This is a genomic window from Streptomyces sp. NA04227, assembly GCF_013364195.1.
Classification (GTDB): domain Bacteria; phylum Actinomycetota; class Actinomycetes; order Streptomycetales; family Streptomycetaceae; genus Streptomyces.
Genome location: NZ_CP054918.1, coordinates 2,898,303 through 2,917,026, shown reverse-complemented (window position 1 = coordinate 2,917,026; position 18,724 = coordinate 2,898,303). Strand labels below are relative to the sequence as shown.

Below are 18,724 nucleotides of genomic sequence, written 5' to 3'. Positions count from 1 at the left end.
CGGCCCCGGCCTGACACTGCGACGTGACAGGCTGCGGGCATGGCAGAGACACCTGACGGACGCCCCATTCCTCCGCCGCGTGCCGATGAACGCACCACGCTGGAAAGCTGGTTGGACTTCCATCGCGCGACGCTCGCGCTCAAGTGCGAGGGGCTGGACGACGTTCAGGTACGCCTCGCCGCCGTACCGTCGTCGTCCATGACGCTGCTTGGCCTGGTCCAGCACCTGGCCGAAGTGGAACGCAACTGGTTCCAGCGGGTGTTCGCCGGTCAGGACGTACCGCCGGTGTACGGGGAGCAGGCGGAGGGCGGCTTCGCGCTGAGCCCGGTACGGGGCATGGACGAGGCACTGGCTGTCTGGCGCGGTGAAGTCGAGCGGGGGCGGGAGGTGACCGCCGGTTCGTCGCTGGAGGACCCGGGTGACCTCGACGGGCGCCCGGAAGCGGCGTATCTCGGGGATCAGGGCGTGTCGCTGCGCTGGATCCTGGTCCACATGATCGAGGAGTACGCACGGCACAACGGCCATGCGGACCTGCTCCGGGAGGCCTTGGACGGCGTCACGGGGGCGTGAGAACGTCACTGGTTCGGTACCCGGCGAGTGCCCCAAGTCACGCATGAATAAGGGTTGTTGAGCGAACGGCGTTACTCCGCCCCGGCTCTCCTCGCCAGGCGGTCATCTGGGTGATGTGCCCCTGACGAGGTCACAGTGACCCCATGCGCGCCCTTTCCATGAGGTCGATGACGTAGTGGACCAGGTCGACCGGAACGGTGGTGCCTGCGAAGATCCTTTGGTCGATGCCTCTTTCGGGATCGAACCTGCCCGCGTAGATCAACACCGGTGCGTAGACGCTGTACTGCTCCAGTTTTCGCAGCATCTTGATGCCTGCTCGCTGGTCACCGTCTCGGTCGATGTCGCTGATGATGATGTCGTACGGCCTGCGCCGGAACAGCGGAGTGGCTTCCTCGGTCGACAGGGCCAGGTCGATTTCCATGCCCACGGAGCGGAAGAGCTCGACCAAGGAGGCGTTTCCCTCGGGGTGGTCGTCCACCCACAGCACCTTCCCGCCCTGGAGGGCGTCGGCAGCGTGCTCCAGCCGGCCCAGTGCGGTGCGTCTGGCTGTCGCGGTGACGGTTGACTCGCTCGCGTCCTGTGCGCGGTCGAGTAGCTCGCTGGCCAGTTCGAGCTCAATTCCCAAAGCGCGTACGGCAGTTAATCGAGGCACCATGCGCTGGATCAGCGTCGTGCGTAACGTGAAGTACACGACGGCGGCGAAAGCGACCCAAAGTACGCCAGGGGCCGTGCCTATGAGTTTGATCCATATGGCCTCGGTCATGCCGACATCATCGGTGAACCGGCGCGGTCGCGAACGACCTTCACCGGAAGGGCACGCGAGCCCGGCGACGCGGACTCTCGTACGCACTGGCCCACCGGCTCCTGTTCCGGCTGCTTGCTCCAGTTCCCGTTTCTACGCCTGCTCCAGCTCCTGCTCCTGCTTCTGCTCCTGTGTCCAGGCGAGCCGGATGTCCATTTCGCTGAATCGCCAGCCTTCCGGGGTTCGTACGGCGGTTCCGGCCGTGCGCAGGCCGCCGGTCCGGTGGGGGGCTTCGCCCTCGCGGAAGAAGAACACGAGCTCGTTCGAGCTGACCTTGGCGCGGTCTCCGTCGAGCTCCACCAGTACGCCGGTGTGCAGGTGTTGCGTGAGCTGGCCCTCGACCCAACTGCTCTTCAGGAACGCGGTCACCTCGTCGAGGCCGCGCAGTTCGCCGCGCGGGCCGCGCACCACGATGTCCTGGTGGTAGACGGTGCCCGCGTCGTCGTGGCGGCGCTCGTCGAGCAGGTTGGCCAGGCGGGCGAACAGGTCGGTGATGTCGAGACGATCGGCGATTCGGGTGTCACTGGACACGAGAGCTCCCTTTGATGGTGTCACCAACATTGGCGGGACCGACACTACAGAGGCAATGTTGGTCCCGCCAACACAGTTAGAGTGGTCGTCATGGACGAGATCCCCGAGCGCCTGGTGGTGAAGCCGAGCTGGCTCATCACCCAACTGGCCGTGCACGCCCGCCGGTTGGTGTCCGAAGGCTTCGCCGCCGCCGGTGCGCGCGGGTACCACTACCGGATCCTGGCCGCGCTGCACGAGTTCGGCCCCGCGAGCCAGGCGGAACTCGGCCGCCGGTGCCGCGTCGACCGCAGCGACGTCGTGGCGGCCGTCAACCAACTCGTCGAACAGGGCTATGTCGACCGCACACCGGACCCGGACCACGGGCGGCGCAACAAAGTGAGCCTCACGAAGGCCGGGGCCGGGCAGCTGCGACGTATGGACGCGTTGCTCGATCAGGTGCAGGACGATCTGCTCGGGCCGCTGTCGGCGGAGGAGCGGCGGACGCTGACGCGGTTGCTGGGGAGGGTGCTTGCCGGGCATGAGGCGGTCTGACTGCTGTTCGCAGGGCGGCGCGGGCCTGAGCGGCCGGGGGCTCAGGCCGTTCCACGCCTTCAGCGCTTCGTCGTGCGCTTGCCCCGCTGGGGCCCGTCCGTAATTCCGCTTACGGCCCCAACTCCCGTGCCGAACAAGCCGTCGGGACCCGGTCTACCGGCCGTTGTGTGCCTTCTCGTAGGCGGCCAGTTCCTCCGCATTGCCGATGAACGCCGGACCGCAGTCTGGCGGCAGGCGTTCGAGGACCAGCGCCACGGCAGCCTGTGCGCTGTCTGTCTCGGCGATCCGCGGACTGTTCCGGTTAGGCCCATCGACGCGGTACCGGCCGCTTCCGAGGGTGCCGATGTAGGGGATGTCCCAGGTGGGGCGGTGCTCTGTGCACCTGCTGAAGTGCAGCTCCCACATGCCGCTCCACGGGTAGAGCTGACGCAGCAGCGGCTCGGCATACGCCACCCGCACCAGCTCGGTAAACGGTTTCAGCAGCGGCGATTCCACTGATCGCGAATGTCCGCCCGCCGTGGTGAGGAGCTCGAACCAGGCTGCTTCGACAGTCGTGGGCATGCCGTGATTATGGGCTGCCTGCGCAAGGCACTTCCACGGCGTCGTCATCGGGTGCGACCGCCGCCTCCTGTGAAGTGGAATCCGTGACAGCGGCACCTACACCCACGTGTCCAGCCACATCCGCCCCCGCCAACTCCCAATCGGAATCGGCTGCCCGGTGTAGATCGGCCAGAAGTAGATGAAGTTCCAGATGATCAGCAGGACCAGGGCGCCCGAGCCCACCGCGCCCGCGATGCGGCGACGTTCGCTTGCGCCCGGCGGGCCGAGTAGCGCGCCGATCATCATGGCCACCGCCAGGCAGAGGAACGGGACGAAGACCACCGAGTAGAAGTAGAAGATCGTGCGGTCCTGGTAGAAGAACCAGGGCAGGTGGCCCGCGACGATGGCGCAGCCGATGGCGCCCGCGCGCCAGTCGCGGCGGAAGGCCCAGCGGTAGAGGACGTAGAGCAGGGCGAAGCAGGCGGTCCACCAGAGCAGCGGGGTGCCGAGGGCGAGGACTTCCTGGGCGCACTTGGTCTTGGTGTCCGCGGGGCAGCCGTGGGTGCCGGGGGCCGGTGACTCGTAGAAGAAGGAGACCGGGCGGCCCGCGACCAGCCAGCTCCACGGGTTGGACTCGTAGGTGTGCGGTGAGTCGAGGTCCAGGTGGAACTTGTAGACCTCGTGCTCGTAGTGCCACAGGCTGCGCAGCCAGTCCGGGAGCCAGGTGAAGTTGCCGCCCTTGCCGTCGGTGGCCGCCCAGTCGCGGAAGTAGCCGCCGGTGCCGTCGTCGGGGGAGAGGATCCAGCCGAGCCAGGAGGTGACGTAGGTGGCGAGGGCGACCGGCACCGTGGACAGGAAGGCCCAGCCGAGGTCGTACTTGAGCACCGCGAGGTAGGGGCGGCCCGCGCCTGCCGCGCGGCGGGTGCCGACGTCCCACAGGACCGCCATCACACCGAAGGCGGCCAGGATGTACAGGCCGTTCCACTTGGTGCCGAAGGCCAGGCCGAGGCAGACTCCGGCGGCGATGCGCCAGGGGCGCAGACCGTGGCGGAAGGTCTCGGCGATGTCGGGGTCGGGGCGTGCCCGGCCGCTTCCGGACCCGGACCCGGACGTGCCGCCCCCGCCTCCGTCCACCGGTAGCGCCGCGGCGATCGCCGCCCGTGCCCGGTCGCGGTCCAGGACCAGGCAGCCGAAGGCGGCCAGGACGAAGAACATCAGTACCTGGTCGAGCAGCGCGGTGCGGCTCATCACGAAGTGCAGGCCGTCCACCGCGAGCAGCGCGCCCGCGAGGCAGCCGAGGAAGGTGGAGCGGAACAGGCGTCGGCCGATACGGCAGACCATCAGTACGGACAGGGTGCCGAGCACCGCGGTCATGAAGCGCCAGCCGAACGGGGTGAAGCCGAACAGCCACTCGCCGAGCCCTATGACGTACTTGCCGACCGGCGGATGGACCACGTACGCGGGGTCGGTGGGCAGTGTGATGTCGCTGCCCTGCCGGAGTACGTCGTCGTTGATGTTCTTCGGCCAGTCCACCTCGTAGCCGCGGTGGATGATCGCCCAGGAGTCCTTGGCGTAGTACGTCTCGTCGAATATGACGGCCTTGGGCTTGCCGAGATTCCAGAACCGCATCAGCCCGGCGGCCAGCGTGACCAGGAGCGGTCCGGCCCAGGCGAAGATCCGCGAGAGGCGGGCCGCGTCGGCCTTGGGCAGCCCGAGGGCGAGCAGGGCGCCGGGGCCCATCACCGCGAACGGCGGGACGAGACGGTCGCGTACGTCGTCCGTTTCCTGCCGGTTCGTTCCCGCTCCGCGCAGCCGCGGCAGCCACGACGGGTCGTGGGTGGCGGCAGGGCTGCCCTGCCGGGTGCGGTGGGTCGGCGCGGTACTGGTCACGGCGACATCGTAGGGAACCCGGCTGTACGAGTCCCGCGCGCTGTCGTTCCCGGGGGTCCCAAGGGGCGTCCGAGGGGCGGCGGGGCGCGGGGTTCGGGTGGGTCGGGCGGGGTTCAGGAGGTGCGGTCGCCGAGGGATTCGAGCAGGTCCCTCAGTGCGTCGGCGAGCACTTCGCGGCGCTCCGGGGTGAGCGCGGCGAGCAGCCCCTGCTGGGTGGTGATGTGGTCGGGCAGGACGCGGTCGACCAGGGCGCGGCCCTCCTCGGTCAGGGCCACCACAACGCCGCGGCCGTCCGAGGCGCTGGGGGTGCGGGTGACCAGGCCCCTGCTCTCCAGGCGGTCCAGGCGCTGGGTGATGGCGCCCGAGGTCACCATCGAGGCGCGCATCAGCTCGGCCGGGGTGAGGCGGTGCGGCGGGTCGCTGCGGCGCAGGGTGGCCAGGACGTCGAAGGAGCCCCGGTCCAGGTCGTGCGCGGCGAAGGTGCGGCGCATCTCCGCGTCGGTGACGAGTACCAGCCGTTTCAGGCGGCCGAGCACCGCCATCGTGGAGACGTCGAGGTCGGGCCGCTGGGCGGCCCATTGGTCCAGGACGTGGTCGACGTGATCTGCCATGCATCGCAGTCTAGTTGACAGATAGCTTAGTTCTAAGAGACTTTTGCTTAGTGCTAAGCAATCGACGTCCTCCCCTGTCCGGATCCCTGTCCGGATCCCTGTCCGGATCCCTGTCCGGATCCCTGTCCGGATCCCTGTCCGGATCCCTGTCCGGATCCCCGTCCGGATCCCTGTCCGGATCCCCGTCCGGATCCCCGTCCGGGTCCGGCGGTTCGTCCGCGGGCGGCGTGGGGCTGCTCGCGATGACCGCCCTCGCCCCCGCCCTGTGGGGCTCCACCTATCTCGTCACGACCGAACTCCTGCCGCCCGGGCGCCCGTTGCTCGCGGCCACGATGCGCGCGCTGCCCGCCGGACTGCTGCTCCTCCTGGTGACGCGGCGGCTGCCCAAGGGCGACTGGTGGTGGCGCGCGGCCGTGCTCGGAGCCCTGAACATCGCGGTGTTTCTCGCGCTCCTGTTCGTCGCCGCGTACCGGCTGCCGGGCGGAGTGGCGGCCACCGTCGCCTCCATGCAGCCGCTGCTCGTCGCCGTACTCGCCGCCGTACTGCTCGGTGAGCGGTTGCGCGCGTGGACCCTGCTCTGCGGTCTGGCGGGAGCGGCCGGGGTCGCGCTGCTCGTACTGCGCGCGGACGCCCGGCTCGATCCGATCGGTGTCGCCGCGGCGCTCGGCAGCGCCGTCGTGATGGCCGTCGGCCTCGTACTCGGCAAGCGCTGGGTCGCGCCCGCTCCGCTACTGGCCGTCACCGGCTGGCAGTTGACGGCGGGCGGGGTGCTCCTGCTGCCCGTCATGCTGGCCGTCGAGGGCCCGCCGCCGGCGCACCTCACCGGCGAGAACTGGGCCGGGTTCGCCTACCTGTGCCTGATCTGCACCGCCCTCACCTACGTCCTGTGGTTCCGCGGTCTCGGTGCGCTGCCCGCGACCCGGATCACCTTCCTCAGTCTGCTCAGCCCGCTCGTGGCCACCGTCCTCGGCTGGCTCGTCCTCGGCCAGGGCCTCACGGCCTGGCAGCTCCTCGGCGCGGTGGTGGTGCTCGGCGCCCTCGCGGTGGCCCAGCGGCCCGCGCCGGGCGGGAAGTCCACGCCGGGTGGAGAGTCCACGACGGTCGGGAGGCCTGGGACCCTGGCCGTAACTGGCCGCGCTTCCAACGGAGTTCGCGAAGATGGTCGTGAGCGCGCGGGCCGGACATGAGTACGTGAGGTGAGTGCGGGAGACCGCGCCTCGGCGGTACGACCTGAGAGCGCACCGCCACAGCACGACCTGAGCACAGCCAGTACGACCTGAGAACCACCCAGTACGTGAGATCCACCGCACAGCTAGGAGACAAGCATGCGTATCACCGTGTTCGGGGCGGCCGGGAACGTGGGCAGCCGCACCGTGGCGGAGGGGCTGGCGCGCGGGCACGAGGTGACCGCGGTCGTCCGTGACCGGGCACGTGCCGGGGCGCTGCCGGAGGGTGCCGTGATCCGGGTCGGCGACGCGTCCAGCGCGGAGTCGGTCGCCGAACTGAGCCGGGGGCAGGACCTGGTGATCACCGCGACCCGGCCGCCGGAGGGCGCGGAGAAGGAGCTGGCCGGTACCACCCGGGCACTGCTCGACGGGGTACGGGAAAGCGGGGTGCGGCTGATCCTCGTCGGAGGTGCCGCCACGCTCGAACTGCCGGGCAGCGGTGGTGTCACCCTGATCGAGTCCCCGAACTTCCCGGCGGCGCTGCTGCCGATCGCCGAGGCCTGCGCCGAGCAACTGGAGCTGTGCCGGGCCGAGACCGCCGTCGACTGGACGTACCTGAGCCCGCCCGCCCTCCTCGAACCGGGCGAGCGGACCGGCAAGTACCGGCTCGGCGGCGACGAGCTGCTCACCGACGCCGAGGGCAACTCGGCCGTCTCCATGGAGGACTTCGCCCTCGCCCTCCTCGACGAGGCGGAGCGGCCCGCGCATCGGGGGCGGAGGTTCACGGTCGCGTACTGAGCCGTGTACCGAATCCCGTAGGCGTACCAGTACGGGTACGCGTACTTGTACTCGTACTGGTCTCGTCTTCGGCTTCGGCTCGTACGGGCGGTCGCCCGCGCCCCCGCCCCGCCCCCGCCCCGTCCCTGTGCGTACCGCCCCCGTCCGCTCCTTAGAGTGGAGGCCGGTAAGCGGTCCGTCCGGTGGGGGCGGGCGGGTGCGGGTGTGCGGGTGAGAAGGTCTCGATGACAGCGGCAGTGACAGGCACGGGCACACTCGTCCTCGCGGGGACGCCGATCGGCGAGATCGCCGACGCGCCGCCGAGGCTGGCCGCCGAACTGGCCGCCGCCGACATCGTGGCCGCCGAGGACACCCGCCGCCTGCGCCGTCTGACCCAGGCCCTCGGGGTGCAGCCGGGCGGCCGGGTCGTCTCCTACTTCGAGGGCAACGAGGCGGCGCGTACGCCCGAACTCGTGGAGGCACTCGCGGGCGGGGCGCGGGTGCTGCTGGTCACCGACGCCGGGATGCCCTCGGTGTCCGACCCCGGCTACCGGCTGGTGGCCGCGGCCGTCGAGCAGGACATCCGGGTCACCGCCGTGCCCGGGCCCTCGGCGGTACTGACCGCGCTTGCCCTGTCGGGGCTGCCGGTCGACCGGTTCTGCTTCGAGGGGTTCCTGCCGCGCAAGGCGGGCGAGCGCATGGGCAAGCTGCGCGAGGTGGCCGCCGAGCGCCGCACCCTCGTCTACTTCGAGGCTCCGCACCGCCTCGCCGACACCCTCGCCGCCATGGCCGAGGCCTTCGGCGCCGAGCGCCGCGCCGCCGTGTGCCGGGAACTGACCAAGACGTACGAGGAGGTCAGGCGCGGGCCGCTGGCCGAGCTCGCCGCGTGGGCGGCGGAGGGCGTACGCGGCGAGATCACCGTGGTGGTGGCCGGGGCGCCCGAGGTCACCGAGGAGATCGGGCCCGAGGAACTGGTGCGCCAGGTGCGGGTGCGCGAGGAGGCGGGCGAGCGGCGCAAGGAGGCCATCGCCGCGGTCGCCGTGTCCGCCGGAGTACCCAAGCGAGAGGTCTTCGACGCGGTGGTGGCGGCGAAGAACGCCGAGAAGGCCGAGAAACCTGGGAAGCCCAAAGCCTGAGAAGCACGGGAAGCCCGAAGCCCGAGAAGCCCGAGAAGAGCTGACCTCCTCTGTGGCGCGGGCGCAGGGTGCGGGCTGTGCGCGCGCGGCGTGTGTGGGGCGTGGGCGCCGGGGTGTGCGCGGTGAGCTCCGCTCGGGGCGCCCCATGGGGAGGCAAAGGTCTATCGTGAAAGGCAAAGCGAAAAGTCGCGCCACTGGTGTCTTGACCAGCAAAAGGCCAAATCGGGGCCAATAGTCGGCCGGGCCGCTGTGCGGCGCGCCGTGCGGGGCGTCCACTGGGACGGGGGCGCACCCGCCCCCCACGCCCCCGGCCGGGGTGGCCCCGCAGCCGGGAGCGATTGTCCAGCGGACCACAGGAGCTGGCACATGAGTGAGATCGCAGACACCGGCCCACGCGGCACAACGGCCCGGAACACCCCCGGCACGGTGCGCACCGCACACGAGGCGTATTCCTTCGCCTGTATGCGCTGCGGGCACGGCTGGGAACAGGCGTACGAAATCGAGCACCACGTCGACCCGGCGGGGGAGCCCTACGTCACCTACCTGGCGAACGGCGTCCGGGTCCCCTCCCCGCTGACCAGGCCCACGTGCCTGAACTGCGGTGGGCACGTCGTACGGATCATGCGGCCGGGGCGGGTTTCCTCGGTGCAGTCGTACCTGGCGCCGCAGCCGCCCGAGCGGGGCGCGGAGTCCGCGTCCGGGGCGGTGCCGCACGACTACGGGCCGCCGGCCGTGACGGGTCCGGTGGGCTCGGTCGGCTCGGTGAGCGGCGCCGGGGAGGGCGTCGCACGGTCGGTACCCGCGGACCCGGTCAAGCCCGGTGCGCATGTCGACGAGAGTGACCCGGCCGAGGGCCACCACTGGCATCTGTCCGACCTTCTGCATCCGTTCCGGGGGCGGCGGCAGCGGTAGGGGAACTACAGCCGTTGGGAGAACCGGGGAGCCGGAGTCCGGGAGCCCGGGAGTAAGCGGGGTGGCGCCGGGCGGAACGCGACCGCGAGCGCTGCGGTGCAGTTCCGCCCGATGCCGCCCCGCGCCGCCTTCTCCCGTGTCAGCCTCGCCTTGCCCCGTGCCCGCCCCGCCCCGCCCCGCATCCCCCCGCGCGGGATTCGTAGGATTCGGGCATGCCCGCCAAGGACGACGCGAAGAACACTCCGCCGCCGCTGCCCGAGCCCCTCGCGGTGCCGGTCGCCGACTCGCACACGCATCTCGACATGCAGGCCGGGAGCGTCGAGGAGGGGCTCGCCAAGGCGGCCTCGGTGGGCGTCACGACCGTCGTCCAGGTCGGCTGCGACCTGAAGGGCTCGCGCTGGGCCGCCGAGCTGGCCGCCACCCACGAGAACGTCCACGCCACGGTCGCGCTGCACCCCAACGAGGCGCCGCGGATCGTGCACGGGGACCCTGGGGGCACCTCCCAGCCCCCCAGGGCTGGGGGAGGCTGGTCGCGGCAGGGGGCGCGTACGGCCGGGGGTGAGGGTGCTCTGGACGAGGCGCTCGCCGAGATCGACCGGCTGGCGGGGCTGGACCAGGTCAGGGGTGTGGGGGAGACCGGGCTCGACTACTTCCGTACCGGGCCCGAGGGGAAGGAGGCGCAGCAGCGCTCCTTCCGCGCGCACATCGAGATCGCCAAGCGGCACGGCAAGGCGCTGGTGATCCACGACCGCGACGCGCACGAGGACGTGTTGCGGATTCTGGCCGAGGAGGGTGCGCCGGAGCGGACCGTCTTCCACTGCTACTCGGGGGACGCCGAGATGGCGCGCGTCTGCGCCGAGGCGGGCTATTTCCTGTCCTTCGCGGGCACCGTCACCTTCAAGAACGCCGACGCGCTGCGCGCGGCGCTCGCCGTGACACCGCTCGGACAGGTCCTTGTCGAGACCGACGCGCCCTATCTGACACCCGCTCCGTACCGCGGACGGCCCAATGCGCCGTATCTGATTCCGCTGACTGTCAGGGCCATGGCCAAGGTGCGCGGAATCGACGAGAACGTGCTGGCCGCGGCGCTGTCGGAGAACACGGCGCGCGCTTTCGGGTACTGAAGAATCGTCGATTTTTCACGCGTACGGCGGATGCGCCACGCGAAAGTTCATCACACAAGGTGCTTGTTTCACCGCGCGGGGCGTCCGACGCTCGCCACGGTTCTGTCCGCCCCGTTAGGGAGACCCCGTGGTGAGCAGTAACACGAAGTGCCGCGCCGCAAAGGAGCCGCACGATACGCAGCCGGTGTCCGGCCCCGAAGCCGTACGCCGTGAGGCAGTGAGCCGGGAAGGCGTGCGCCGCAAGGCCGCTCGCAACAAGGCCGCGCGGCGCACCACCGGCGCGAACCGCAAGGCCGCGCGCCGGGCGTCCGCCGAGCACAAGGCCGCCGCACGCCGCGAGGCCGCGGACCGGGCCGCCGTCGGCCGCGCCTCCGCAGCGCACGCCCCCGCCGAGCCCGCGCTCGCCGGACCGGCGTCCGTGCCCCGTGCGTCCGCGCCCCATGCGACCGTGCCCCGTGCGGCCGCGACCCACGAGGCCACGACCCATGGGGACGGGACTCGTACGGGCGGGACTCGTACGGGCGGGACTCGTACGGGCGGGACTCGCGAGGCCGCGCCCCGCCACGGAGGTCGCCGCAGGGCCGCCTCGCACAAGGCCGCGCCCCGCACCCACGAGGCGGCGACCCACGAGACGCGCACCCCGCACGGTCCGGGTACCCCGCACGGCCCGGTTGCCCCGCACGACCCGCACGCCCCCCACGGCCGCCCACGCAAACGCCGCCGCGGTGGTGTCTGCCCCGAGCAGGAGCGGGCGCGGCGGGCCGGGTGTCTGACGGAGCGGGCGGACGGGCCGGTGCTCGCGCGGCGGCTGCCGTCGCCGGGCCCGGTCACCGCGCGGGCCCTGCCCACCCGGCGGGTCACGGTGCGCAAGCTGCTGCCGCCCGCCCTGGTGGTCGCCGCGCTGGCGGCCGGTACCTGTGTGGCGCTGGCCCAGGACAAGACCGTCCGGCTGAGCGTCGAGGGCGAGCCGCGGACCGTGCGGACCACCGCCGACAGCGTGGGCGAACTGCTCGACAAGGAGGGCGTCGAGGTCGACGCGGACGACGTGGTGGCCCCGGCCGCCGACGCCGAACTGCACGACGGCGACACCGTCGCGGTCCGTTACCGCCGGCCCGTACGGCTGAACGTCGACGGCCGCGCGGTGACCTCCTGGACCGTCCAGCGCACCGTCGCGGGCGCCCTGCGCGAGATCGGGGTGCGTGCCCGCGGCGCCTATCTCTCGGCGCCGGTCTCGCGCGGCATCGACCGGCGCGGGCTCGCCCTGGACGTACGGACCGAACGGGTCCTGACCATCGCGGCCGACGGTGTACGGCGCACGGTGCACACCAACGCGGCGACGGTCGCCGAGGCCATGCACCGGGCGGGGATCAGGCTGCGCGGCGAGGACGCCACCTCGCTCGCGCTGTCCGCCTTCCCGCGCGACGGCCAGACGATCACCGTCACCCGGATCCGCACCGGCACCGAGACGCGCGAGCAGGACCTGCCGTTCGACGTGCGGCGGAAGAAGGACGGCGGCCTGCTCCGGGGCACCGAGATCGTCGACCGCGAGGGCCGCAAGGGGCGCGAGCGGGTCACCTACGTGGTGCGGACCGTCGACGGCGTACGGCAGAAACCGCGCCGTATCGACGCCGAGGTCCTGCGCGAACCACGGGACAAACTGGTGCGCTTCGGTACGAAGAAGCGGCCCGCGGCGGTGGTCGGCCGGCAACCGGTGCGGCCCAATCCCGGCAGCCCGGTGCACATCCCGCGCTCGGCCGACGGTCTCAACTGGGCGGCGCTCGCCCAGTGCGAGTCCGGCGGGCGGCCCGGGGCGGTCGACCCCTCCGGCACCTACGGCGGGCTCTACCAGTTCGACGTGCAGACCTGGCGCAGCCTCGGCGGCAAGGGACTGCCCCAGCACGCCTCCCCGGCCGAGCAGACGGCGCGTGCCAAGCAGCTCTACGCACAGCGCGGCGCGCAGCCGTGGCCCGTGTGCGGGTCACGGTTGTAGGTCTCCCTCGGACTCCGTCCCCGGGCGCCTCCGGCCCGGCCGCGGCTGTCCCCGCCCGGGTGTCGTCCCCAGCAGGGGGCGGCACCCGGGCTTGTCGCGGCAGCGGCAGCGGCAGCGGCATCGGCATCGGCATGGGCATGGGCATTGGCATCGGCGGTGACAGAGGAAGCGGCGGTGGCAGCGGCAGCGGGAACGGCCGCCGGGACAAGCCCGCCCCCACGCCCCCGTAACCTGGTGCCCGTGAGCACCACTGATTCCGGCGCCCTGCTCGGGCCCGCCGACGTACGCGAGCTGGCCTCCGCCCTCGGTGTACGCCCGACCAAGCAGCGCGGCCAGAACTTCGTCATCGACGCCAATACGGTGCGGCGCATCGTGCGTACCGCCGAGGTGGGCGCCGAGGACGTGGTCGTCGAGGTCGGCCCGGGGCTCGGCTCGCTGACCCTGGCCCTGCTCGAAGTGGCCGAGCGGGTCACCGCCGTGGAGATCGACGAGGTGCTCGCCGCCGCGCTGCCCGACACCGTGGCCGCCCGGCTGCCCGAGCGCGCGGACCGCTTCGCGCTGGTGCACAGCGACGCCATGCATGTCACCGAACTGCCCGGCCCCGCCCCGACCGCGCTGGTCGCCAACCTCCCGTACAACGTCGCCGTCCCCGTGCTGCTGCACATGCTGGAGACCTTTCCGAGCATCGAGCGCACCCTGGTGATGGTCCAGGCCGAGGTCGCGGACCGGCTCGCCGCCCCGCCCGGCTCGAAGGTGTACGGGGTGCCCTCGGTCAAGGCGAACTGGTACGCCGAGGTGCGCCGGGCGGGCGCGATCGGGCGCAATGTGTTCTGGCCCGCGCCGAATGTGGACAGCGGTCTGGTCTCCCTGGTGCGGCGGGAGGCGCCGCCGGTCACCGGGGCCAGCAGGAAGCAGGTCTTCGCCGTGGTCGACGCCGCCTTCGCGCAGCGCCGCAAGACCCTGCGCGCCGCGCTCGCGGGCTGGGCGGGCTCGGCCGCCGCCGCGGAGGAGGCACTGCGCGCGGCGGGGGTCTCGCCGCAGGCCCGCGGCGAGTCGCTGACGGTGGAGGAGTTCGCGCGGATCGCGGAGGCCCGGGCGTGAGCCCGTGCCGCGCGGAACGCCGGGGCGGGTTGCTCGGCGGCGGGGATCAGGCGCAGGTCAACCGGCCCCGGAAAACGCACAGTTGAGGGTGGGAGCAGATCCGATGCAGGTCACGGTACGAGTACCGGCCAAGGTCAACGTCCAGCTCGCGGTGGGCGCCGCCCGCCCGGACGGGTTCCACGACCTCGCCAACGTCTTCCTCGCGGTCGGCCTGTACGACGAGGTCACCGCGACCACCGCGCCGGAGCTGAGGATCACCTGCGACGGTCCCGGCAGTGAGCAAGTCCCGCTGGACGAGGGCAACTTGGCGGCACGCGCGGCGCTCGCGCTGGCCGGGCGGTATGGGCGCGAGGCCGCCGTCCATCTGCACATCGCCAAGGACATCCCGGTCGCGGGCGGTATGGCGGGCGGCAGTGCGGACGCGGCCGGGGCGCTGCTCGCCTGCGACACCCTCTGGGGCACCGGCGCCTCCCGCGCCGAACTCCTGGACATCTGCGCCGAGTTGGGCAGCGATGTGCCGTTCAGTCTGGTCGGCGGGGCCGCGCTCGGTATCGGCCGCGGCGAACAGCTGACCGAGCTGGCGGTCGGCGGCGGCTTCGACTGGGTCTTCGCGGTGGCCGACGGCGGCCTGTCCACCCCGGCCGTCTACCGCGAGTTCGACCGTCTCGCCGAGGGGCGCAGGATCCCCCAACCCGCCGCCTCCGAAGGCCTGTTGAAGGCGCTGGCCGCCGGGGACCGGGCCGCCCTCGCGGGCGCGCTGAGCAACGACCTCCAGCCCGCCGCGCTGTCGTTGTTCCCCTCGCTCGCCGACACCCTCGCCGCCGGAACCGCGGCGGGCGCGCTCGCCGCCCTGGTCTCCGGCTCCGGACCCACCACCGCTTTCCTCGCCGAGGACGCCGCCGCGGCCCACCGGATCGCCGAGGCCCTGACCGCCTCCGGCACCTGCCGCACGGCACGGGTCGCCACCTCGCCCGCACCCGGAGCGACGGTTCTGTGACCGGGGCGGGGCTCCACTGCCCCCGCCGCACGGGCCGCGGTCCGTACCCAGGCCGCGGCTCCTCTAGGGTTGAAGGCTGAGCTGCCCCCGCTACGGGGACCGGCGCCCCGCACCCACCGGCACCGTCCGCGCCGGGGCACAACGGCAAAGGAGTCCTGGTGGCCGTCAATCTGGTCAACGTCGAGGCCGTCAGCAAGGTCTACGGCACCCGCGCCCTGCTCGACGGGGTGTCGCTCGGCGTGTCCGAGGGCGACCGGATCGGCGTGGTCGGCCGCAACGGCGACGGCAAGACGACCCTGATCCGGATGCTCGCCAAGCTGGAGGACGCCGACACCGGGCGGGTCACCCACAGCGGCGGGCTGCGGCTCGGGGTGCTCACCCAGCACGACTCCCTCGACCCGCAGGCCACCGTCCGGCACGAGGTCGTCGGCGACCTCGCCGACCACGAGTGGGCGGGCAACGCCAAGATCCGCGACGTACTGACCGGACTCTTCGGCGGCCTCGGCCTGCCCGGCTTCCCGCAGGGCCTGGACACCGTGATCGCCCCGCTGTCCGGCGGCGAGCGGCGGCGCATCGCGCTGGCCAAACTCCTCATCGCCGAACAGGACCTGATCGTCCTCGACGAGCCCACCAACCACCTCGACGTCGAGGGCATCGCCTGGCTGGCCGCCCATCTGCGCGCCCGCCGCTCCGCGCTGGTCTGCGTCACTCACGACCGGTGGTTCCTGGACCAGGTCTGCACCCGGATGTGGGACGTACAGCGGGGCACGGTCCACGAGTACGAGGGCGGCTACTCCGACTACGTCTTCGCACGCGCCGAACGCGAACGCATCGCCGCCACCGAGGAGGCCAAGCGGCAGAACCTGGTCCGCAAGGAGCTCGCCTGGCTGCGGCGCGGCGCACCGGCCCGTACCTCCAAGCCCCGCTTCCGGGTCGAGGCCGCCAACGAGCTGATCGCGGACGTGCCGCCGCCGCGCGACACCTCCGAGCTGATGAAGTTCGCCTCCACGCGGCTCGGCAAGACCGTCTTCGACCTGGAGGACGTCACCGTACGGGCGGGCGAGAAGCTGCTCCTTGAGCGTCTGACCTGGCAGCTCGGCCCGGGCGACCGGATCGGTCTGGTCGGCGTGAACGGTGCGGGCAAGACCTCGCTGCTGCGGGCGCTCGCCGAGGCCGCGTGGTCCGAGGGCGAGACGCAGCCCGCCGCCGGGCGGGTCAAGGTGGGCCGGACCGTGAAGCTCGCCTATCTCTCGCAGGAGGTCGCCGAACTGAACCCGGCCCTGCGCGTACTGGAGGCCGTGCAGCAGGTGCGCGAGCGCGTCGACCTGGGCAAGGGCCGCGAGATGACCGCGGGCCAGCTCTGCGAGACCTTCGGCTTCGGCAAGGAGAAGCAGTGGACGCCGGTGGGCGATCTCTCCGGTGGTGAGCGGCGCAGGCTCCAGTTGCTGCGGCTGCTCATGGACGAGCCCAACGTCCTCTTCCTCGACGAGCCCACCAACGACCTCGACATCGAGACCCTCACCCAGCTCGAGGACCTGCTCGACGGCTGGCCCGGCTCGATGATCGTCATCTCCCACGACCGGTTCTTCATCGAGCGCACCACCGACCGCGTGCACGCCCTGCTTGGCGATCGCACCCTGCGGATGCTGCCGCGCGGGATCGACGAGTACCTGGAGCGCCGGGCCCGGATGGCCGAGGAGAGCGCACCGGCGCCCGCCAAGCCCGCCACCGGGGAAGAGGATCTCAAGGCGCGGCAGAAACTCTCCGCCGCCGAACAGCGGGCCGCGAAGAAGGAATTGCAGAAGATCGAGCGGCAGCTCGACCGCATTTCCCAGAAGGAATCCGACAAGCATCAGCAAATTGCCGACAATGCCACCGATTTCGAGAAGGTGGCGAAATTGGACGCCGAGCTGCGTGAACTCGTGTCGGAGCGCGAGGAGTTGGAAATGCGCTGGCTCGAACTGGCCGAGGACGCCTGAGCGTACGGTCCGTGACGGTCCCGTATCGCACGGGGCACGGAACGCCCGCGGTCGCGTAACAGTGACATCACAAGCCGGTCCGCCCTTGGGTACAGGAGGCGTACCGGCTACCGGCGTTGTCCCGTACGAGTGATAGAAAGACGACCGAGAAACGACCACAGCATGACTTGGCGTGCCGAAAAATCAGTGAAGGGGGAAGCGCTGATGACTCAGCCGCCCAACCAGCCGCCCTCCGGCGGCTTCGGACCACCACAGGATCCTCAGCAGGGCGGCGGTCAGCCGCCGCAGATGCCCGCGGGTCCGCCGCCTGCTGGTCCGCCCGGGCAGCCGCCCGCGGGCCAGCCCGGCTACGGCTACCCGCAGACCGCGCCCGGTGGGTACGGGCAGCCGCAGCCCGGCGGGTACGGGCAGCCGCAACCCGGTCAACAGGGCGGTTTCGGACAGCCGCAGCAGCCCGGTTCCTTCGGCGCGCCCACGCAGCCCGCCCAGCCCGGTGTCTACGGGGCGCCGACCCAGCCCGGCCAGCCCGGCGCGTACGGCCAGCCGCAGCAGGGCTACGGCTACCCGCAGCAGCCGGGGTTCGGTGCGCCCGGCTCCGGCGGACCGGGCGGTGGCGGCGGCGGCTTCTTCAAGAGCAAGGCCGCCATCGTGATCGCCGCGGCGGTCGCCGCGCTGCTCGTCGCGGGCGGTGTCGTCTTCGCGGTCGCCGGCGGTGACGACGACGAGAAGAAGGACGAGTCGAAGAAGAGCAAGGAGCCGGTGCCCACGCACTCCGCTCCGGTCGACCCCAACAAGGGCGGCGAAGAAGAGGAAGAGGAGGAGGACCTCAACGCCGGACGCAAGGACGGCGAGGCCAAGGTCCTCTGGCACAAGAAGGCGCCCAAGGCCCCCGGCAGCGGAGCCGACGCCCCCGGTATGTGGATCACGGACAAGTACGCGGTGAAGGCCGTGTACAAGGAAGTCCGCTCCTACAACGTCGCCGACGGAGGAGAGGGCTGGAAGACGCTCGCCTTCCCCGCCAAGATCTGCGCGGCCACCAAGACGGCCACGGACGACGGCAAGGTCGTGATCGCCTACGAGGACGGCAAGACCAAGTCCCCGAAGTGCAACCAGCTCCAGGTGATCGACCTCAACACCGGTGCGAAGGGCTGGCACAAGCCGGTCGAGGAGGGCGGTCTGTTCGACTTCACCTCCCAGCTGAACCTGGCGATCAGCGGCGACACCCTGGTCGTCGGGCGCTCGCAGTCCGGCCTCGGTTACAGCATCTCCTCGGGCGACAAGCTCTGGGAGAAGAAAAAGAAGGACGAGGGCACCTGCTTCCCGAACGCCTTCACCGGCGGCGAGCGGGTTCTGGTCTCGATGGGCTGCGCCGCGAGCCGGCCCAACGAGCACGAGGAGATCGAGGAGATCGACGCCAAGTCGGGCAAGACCAAGTGGAGCAAGCCCTTCCCGAAGGGCTGGACGGTCGACAAGGTCTACTCGACGAACCCGGTCGTGGTCTACCTGACCAACAAGGAAAAGAAGCAGTGGAACATCACCACCTTCAAGCCGAACAGCGCCGACGTACAGAGTGAGGTCAGCGTCGACGGCCCGTTCGCACCGGAGTGCGGCATGTTCTCCTTCAGCCGCTCCCTGGACGGCTGCACCGGTCTGGCCTCCGACGCCGACACGCTCTACCTGCCGACGGACGCGACGGGCGGCGCCAACGAGATCGTCGCGATCAACCTGAAGAACGGCAAGGAGAAGTGGCGCACCAAGGCGCCCGCCGACAGCAGCATCCTGCCGATGAAGATGGACGGCAAGAACCTGATCGCCTACCTGGAGCCGACCTACGACGGCGGCGGCGCGGTCTACTCGATCCCGACCGACGGCAACAGCCACACGCCGAAGAAGCTGCTGCAGAACCCCGAGGGCACCTCGGAGATCGAGAACGGCTTCTACTCCCGCGCGATCGACTACGTGGACGGGCGCTTCTACATCTCCACGACGCGGCTCACCCGCAGCACCGCCACCAAGGACGAGGGAAAGCTGATCCTCGCCTACGGCAACTGAACAGTCCGGACAACT

General features: G+C 71.4%; 17 protein-coding genes. 12 read left to right on the top strand and 5 right to left on the bottom strand.

Going from position 1 to position 18,724, the window contains the following annotated elements; translation table 11 throughout:
• Window positions 1-39 precede the first annotated feature (39 nt).
• On the top strand, window positions 40-570 hold the full coding sequence (locus tag HUT18_RS12415) for a DinB family protein (RefSeq protein ID WP_176100429.1): 531 nt from the start codon (window positions 40-42) through the stop codon (window positions 568-570).
• Window positions 571-700: 130 nt separating this feature from the next.
• Here the strand turns inward: HUT18_RS12415 and HUT18_RS12410 are convergent, their stop codons facing one another.
• Window positions 701-1,333 carry a response regulator gene (locus HUT18_RS12410; protein WP_176100427.1) on the bottom strand — a complete coding sequence of 211 codons (633 nt, stop codon included), beginning with the start codon at window positions 1,331-1,333 and terminating at the stop codon, window positions 701-703.
• A 132-nt stretch (window positions 1,334-1,465) separates the two neighbouring features.
• Window positions 1,466-1,903, bottom strand: coding sequence for a nuclear transport factor 2 family protein (locus HUT18_RS12405; protein ID WP_254878552.1), 438 nt, complete (start codon window positions 1,901-1,903; stop codon window positions 1,466-1,468).
• 90 nt (window positions 1,904-1,993) lie between these two features.
• Between HUT18_RS12405 and HUT18_RS12400 the strand changes: the two genes are divergently transcribed.
• Window positions 1,994-2,434 (top strand): MarR family winged helix-turn-helix transcriptional regulator, encoded by a 441-nt coding sequence (locus tag HUT18_RS12400; RefSeq protein WP_176100423.1) that lies wholly within the window; start codon window positions 1,994-1,996, stop codon window positions 2,432-2,434.
• A 153-nt stretch (window positions 2,435-2,587) separates the two neighbouring features.
• Here the strand turns inward: HUT18_RS12400 and HUT18_RS12395 are convergent, their stop codons facing one another.
• From HUT18_RS12395 to HUT18_RS12385, 3 genes are all read right to left on the bottom strand, one after another.
• A complete protein-coding gene (locus tag HUT18_RS12395; RefSeq protein ID WP_254878551.1) occupies window positions 2,588-2,995 on the bottom strand; it encodes a DUF6193 family natural product biosynthesis protein in 408 nt (135 codons plus the stop codon).
• A gap of 96 nt (window positions 2,996-3,091) precedes the next feature.
• Window positions 3,092-4,864 (bottom strand): dolichyl-phosphate-mannose--protein mannosyltransferase, encoded by a 1,773-nt coding sequence (locus tag HUT18_RS12390; RefSeq protein WP_254878550.1) that lies wholly within the window; start codon window positions 4,862-4,864, stop codon window positions 3,092-3,094.
• A gap of 113 nt (window positions 4,865-4,977) precedes the next feature.
• A complete protein-coding gene (locus HUT18_RS12385) occupies window positions 4,978-5,475 on the bottom strand; it encodes a MarR family winged helix-turn-helix transcriptional regulator (protein WP_176100421.1) in 498 nt (165 codons plus the stop codon).
• A 242-nt stretch (window positions 5,476-5,717) separates the two neighbouring features.
• Between HUT18_RS12385 and HUT18_RS12380 the strand changes: the two genes are divergently transcribed.
• The 10 genes from HUT18_RS12380 to HUT18_RS12335 all read left to right on the top strand — a co-directional run bounded on the left by HUT18_RS12380 (window position 5,718) and on the right by HUT18_RS12335 (window position 18,709).
• On the top strand, window positions 5,718-6,662 hold the full coding sequence (locus HUT18_RS12380; protein ID WP_176100420.1) for an EamA family transporter: 945 nt from the start codon (window positions 5,718-5,720) through the stop codon (window positions 6,660-6,662).
• Window positions 6,663-6,800: 138 nt separating this feature from the next.
• Window positions 6,801-7,439: an NAD(P)-dependent oxidoreductase gene (locus HUT18_RS12375; protein WP_176100418.1), complete on the top strand. Its 639-nt coding sequence runs from the start codon at window positions 6,801-6,803 to the stop codon at window positions 7,437-7,439.
• Window positions 7,440-7,663: 224 nt separating this feature from the next.
• The gene (gene rsmI, locus HUT18_RS12370; RefSeq protein ID WP_176100416.1) at window positions 7,664-8,554 is read left to right on the top strand and encodes a 16S rRNA (cytidine(1402)-2'-O)-methyltransferase; all 891 of its coding nucleotides are present in this window, start codon (window positions 7,664-7,666) and stop codon (window positions 8,552-8,554) included.
• A 366-nt stretch (window positions 8,555-8,920) separates the two neighbouring features.
• Complete coding sequence (locus HUT18_RS12365) at window positions 8,921-9,466, top strand: hypothetical protein (RefSeq protein ID WP_176100414.1); 546 nt, start codon at window positions 8,921-8,923, stop codon at window positions 9,464-9,466.
• A gap of 212 nt (window positions 9,467-9,678) precedes the next feature.
• Complete coding sequence (locus tag HUT18_RS12360; RefSeq protein ID WP_176100412.1) at window positions 9,679-10,590, top strand: TatD family hydrolase; 912 nt, start codon at window positions 9,679-9,681, stop codon at window positions 10,588-10,590.
• A 130-nt stretch (window positions 10,591-10,720) separates the two neighbouring features.
• Window positions 10,721-12,580: a resuscitation-promoting factor gene (locus HUT18_RS12355; RefSeq protein ID WP_254878549.1), complete on the top strand. Its 1,860-nt coding sequence runs from the start codon at window positions 10,721-10,723 to the stop codon at window positions 12,578-12,580.
• A gap of 240 nt (window positions 12,581-12,820) precedes the next feature.
• Entirely contained in the window at window positions 12,821-13,681 is an 861-nt protein-coding gene (rsmA, locus tag HUT18_RS12350) for a 16S rRNA (adenine(1518)-N(6)/adenine(1519)-N(6))-dimethyltransferase RsmA (RefSeq protein ID WP_176100410.1), read from the top strand.
• A 103-nt stretch (window positions 13,682-13,784) separates the two neighbouring features.
• Window positions 13,785-14,678: a 4-(cytidine 5'-diphospho)-2-C-methyl-D-erythritol kinase gene (locus HUT18_RS12345; protein WP_176100408.1), complete on the top strand. Its 894-nt coding sequence runs from the start codon at window positions 13,785-13,787 to the stop codon at window positions 14,676-14,678.
• Between the two features lie 158 nt (window positions 14,679-14,836).
• Window positions 14,837-16,657 carry an ABC-F family ATP-binding cassette domain-containing protein gene (locus HUT18_RS12340; protein WP_176100406.1) on the top strand — a complete coding sequence of 607 codons (1,821 nt, stop codon included), beginning with the start codon at window positions 14,837-14,839 and terminating at the stop codon, window positions 16,655-16,657.
• A gap of 204 nt (window positions 16,658-16,861) precedes the next feature.
• Window positions 16,862-18,709: a PQQ-binding-like beta-propeller repeat protein gene (locus HUT18_RS12335; RefSeq protein ID WP_176100404.1), complete on the top strand. Its 1,848-nt coding sequence runs from the start codon at window positions 16,862-16,864 to the stop codon at window positions 18,707-18,709.
• Window positions 18,710-18,724 lie beyond the last annotated feature (15 nt).

Bases quoted from the DNA above. Each gene is read 5' to 3' on its own strand.
- HUT18_RS12345 (WP_176100408.1), top strand. From the start codon at position 13,785: ATGCAGGTCACGGTACGAGTACCGGCCAAGGTCAACGTCCAGCTCGCG.
- HUT18_RS12365 (WP_176100414.1), top strand. From the start codon at position 8,921: ATGAGTGAGATCGCAGACACCGGCCCACGCGGCACAACGGCCCGGAAC.
- HUT18_RS12385 (WP_176100421.1), bottom strand. From the start codon at position 5,475: ATGGCAGATCACGTCGACCACGTCCTGGACCAATGGGCCGCCCAGCGG.
- HUT18_RS12380 (WP_176100420.1), top strand. From the start codon at position 5,718: ATGACCGCCCTCGCCCCCGCCCTGTGGGGCTCCACCTATCTCGTCACG.
- HUT18_RS12400 (WP_176100423.1), top strand. From the start codon at position 1,994: ATGGACGAGATCCCCGAGCGCCTGGTGGTGAAGCCGAGCTGGCTCATC.
- HUT18_RS12360 (WP_176100412.1), top strand. From the start codon at position 9,679: ATGCCCGCCAAGGACGACGCGAAGAACACTCCGCCGCCGCTGCCCGAG.
- HUT18_RS12415 (WP_176100429.1), top strand. From the start codon at position 40: ATGGCAGAGACACCTGACGGACGCCCCATTCCTCCGCCGCGTGCCGAT.
- HUT18_RS12395 (WP_254878551.1), bottom strand. From the start codon at position 2,995: ATGCCCACGACTGTCGAAGCAGCCTGGTTCGAGCTCCTCACCACGGCG.
- HUT18_RS12410 (WP_176100427.1), bottom strand. From the start codon at position 1,333: ATGACCGAGGCCATATGGATCAAACTCATAGGCACGGCCCCTGGCGTA.
- rsmI (WP_176100416.1), top strand. From the start codon at position 7,664: ATGACAGCGGCAGTGACAGGCACGGGCACACTCGTCCTCGCGGGGACG.
- HUT18_RS12335 (WP_176100404.1), top strand. From the start codon at position 16,862: ATGACTCAGCCGCCCAACCAGCCGCCCTCCGGCGGCTTCGGACCACCA.
- HUT18_RS12375 (WP_176100418.1), top strand. From the start codon at position 6,801: ATGCGTATCACCGTGTTCGGGGCGGCCGGGAACGTGGGCAGCCGCACC.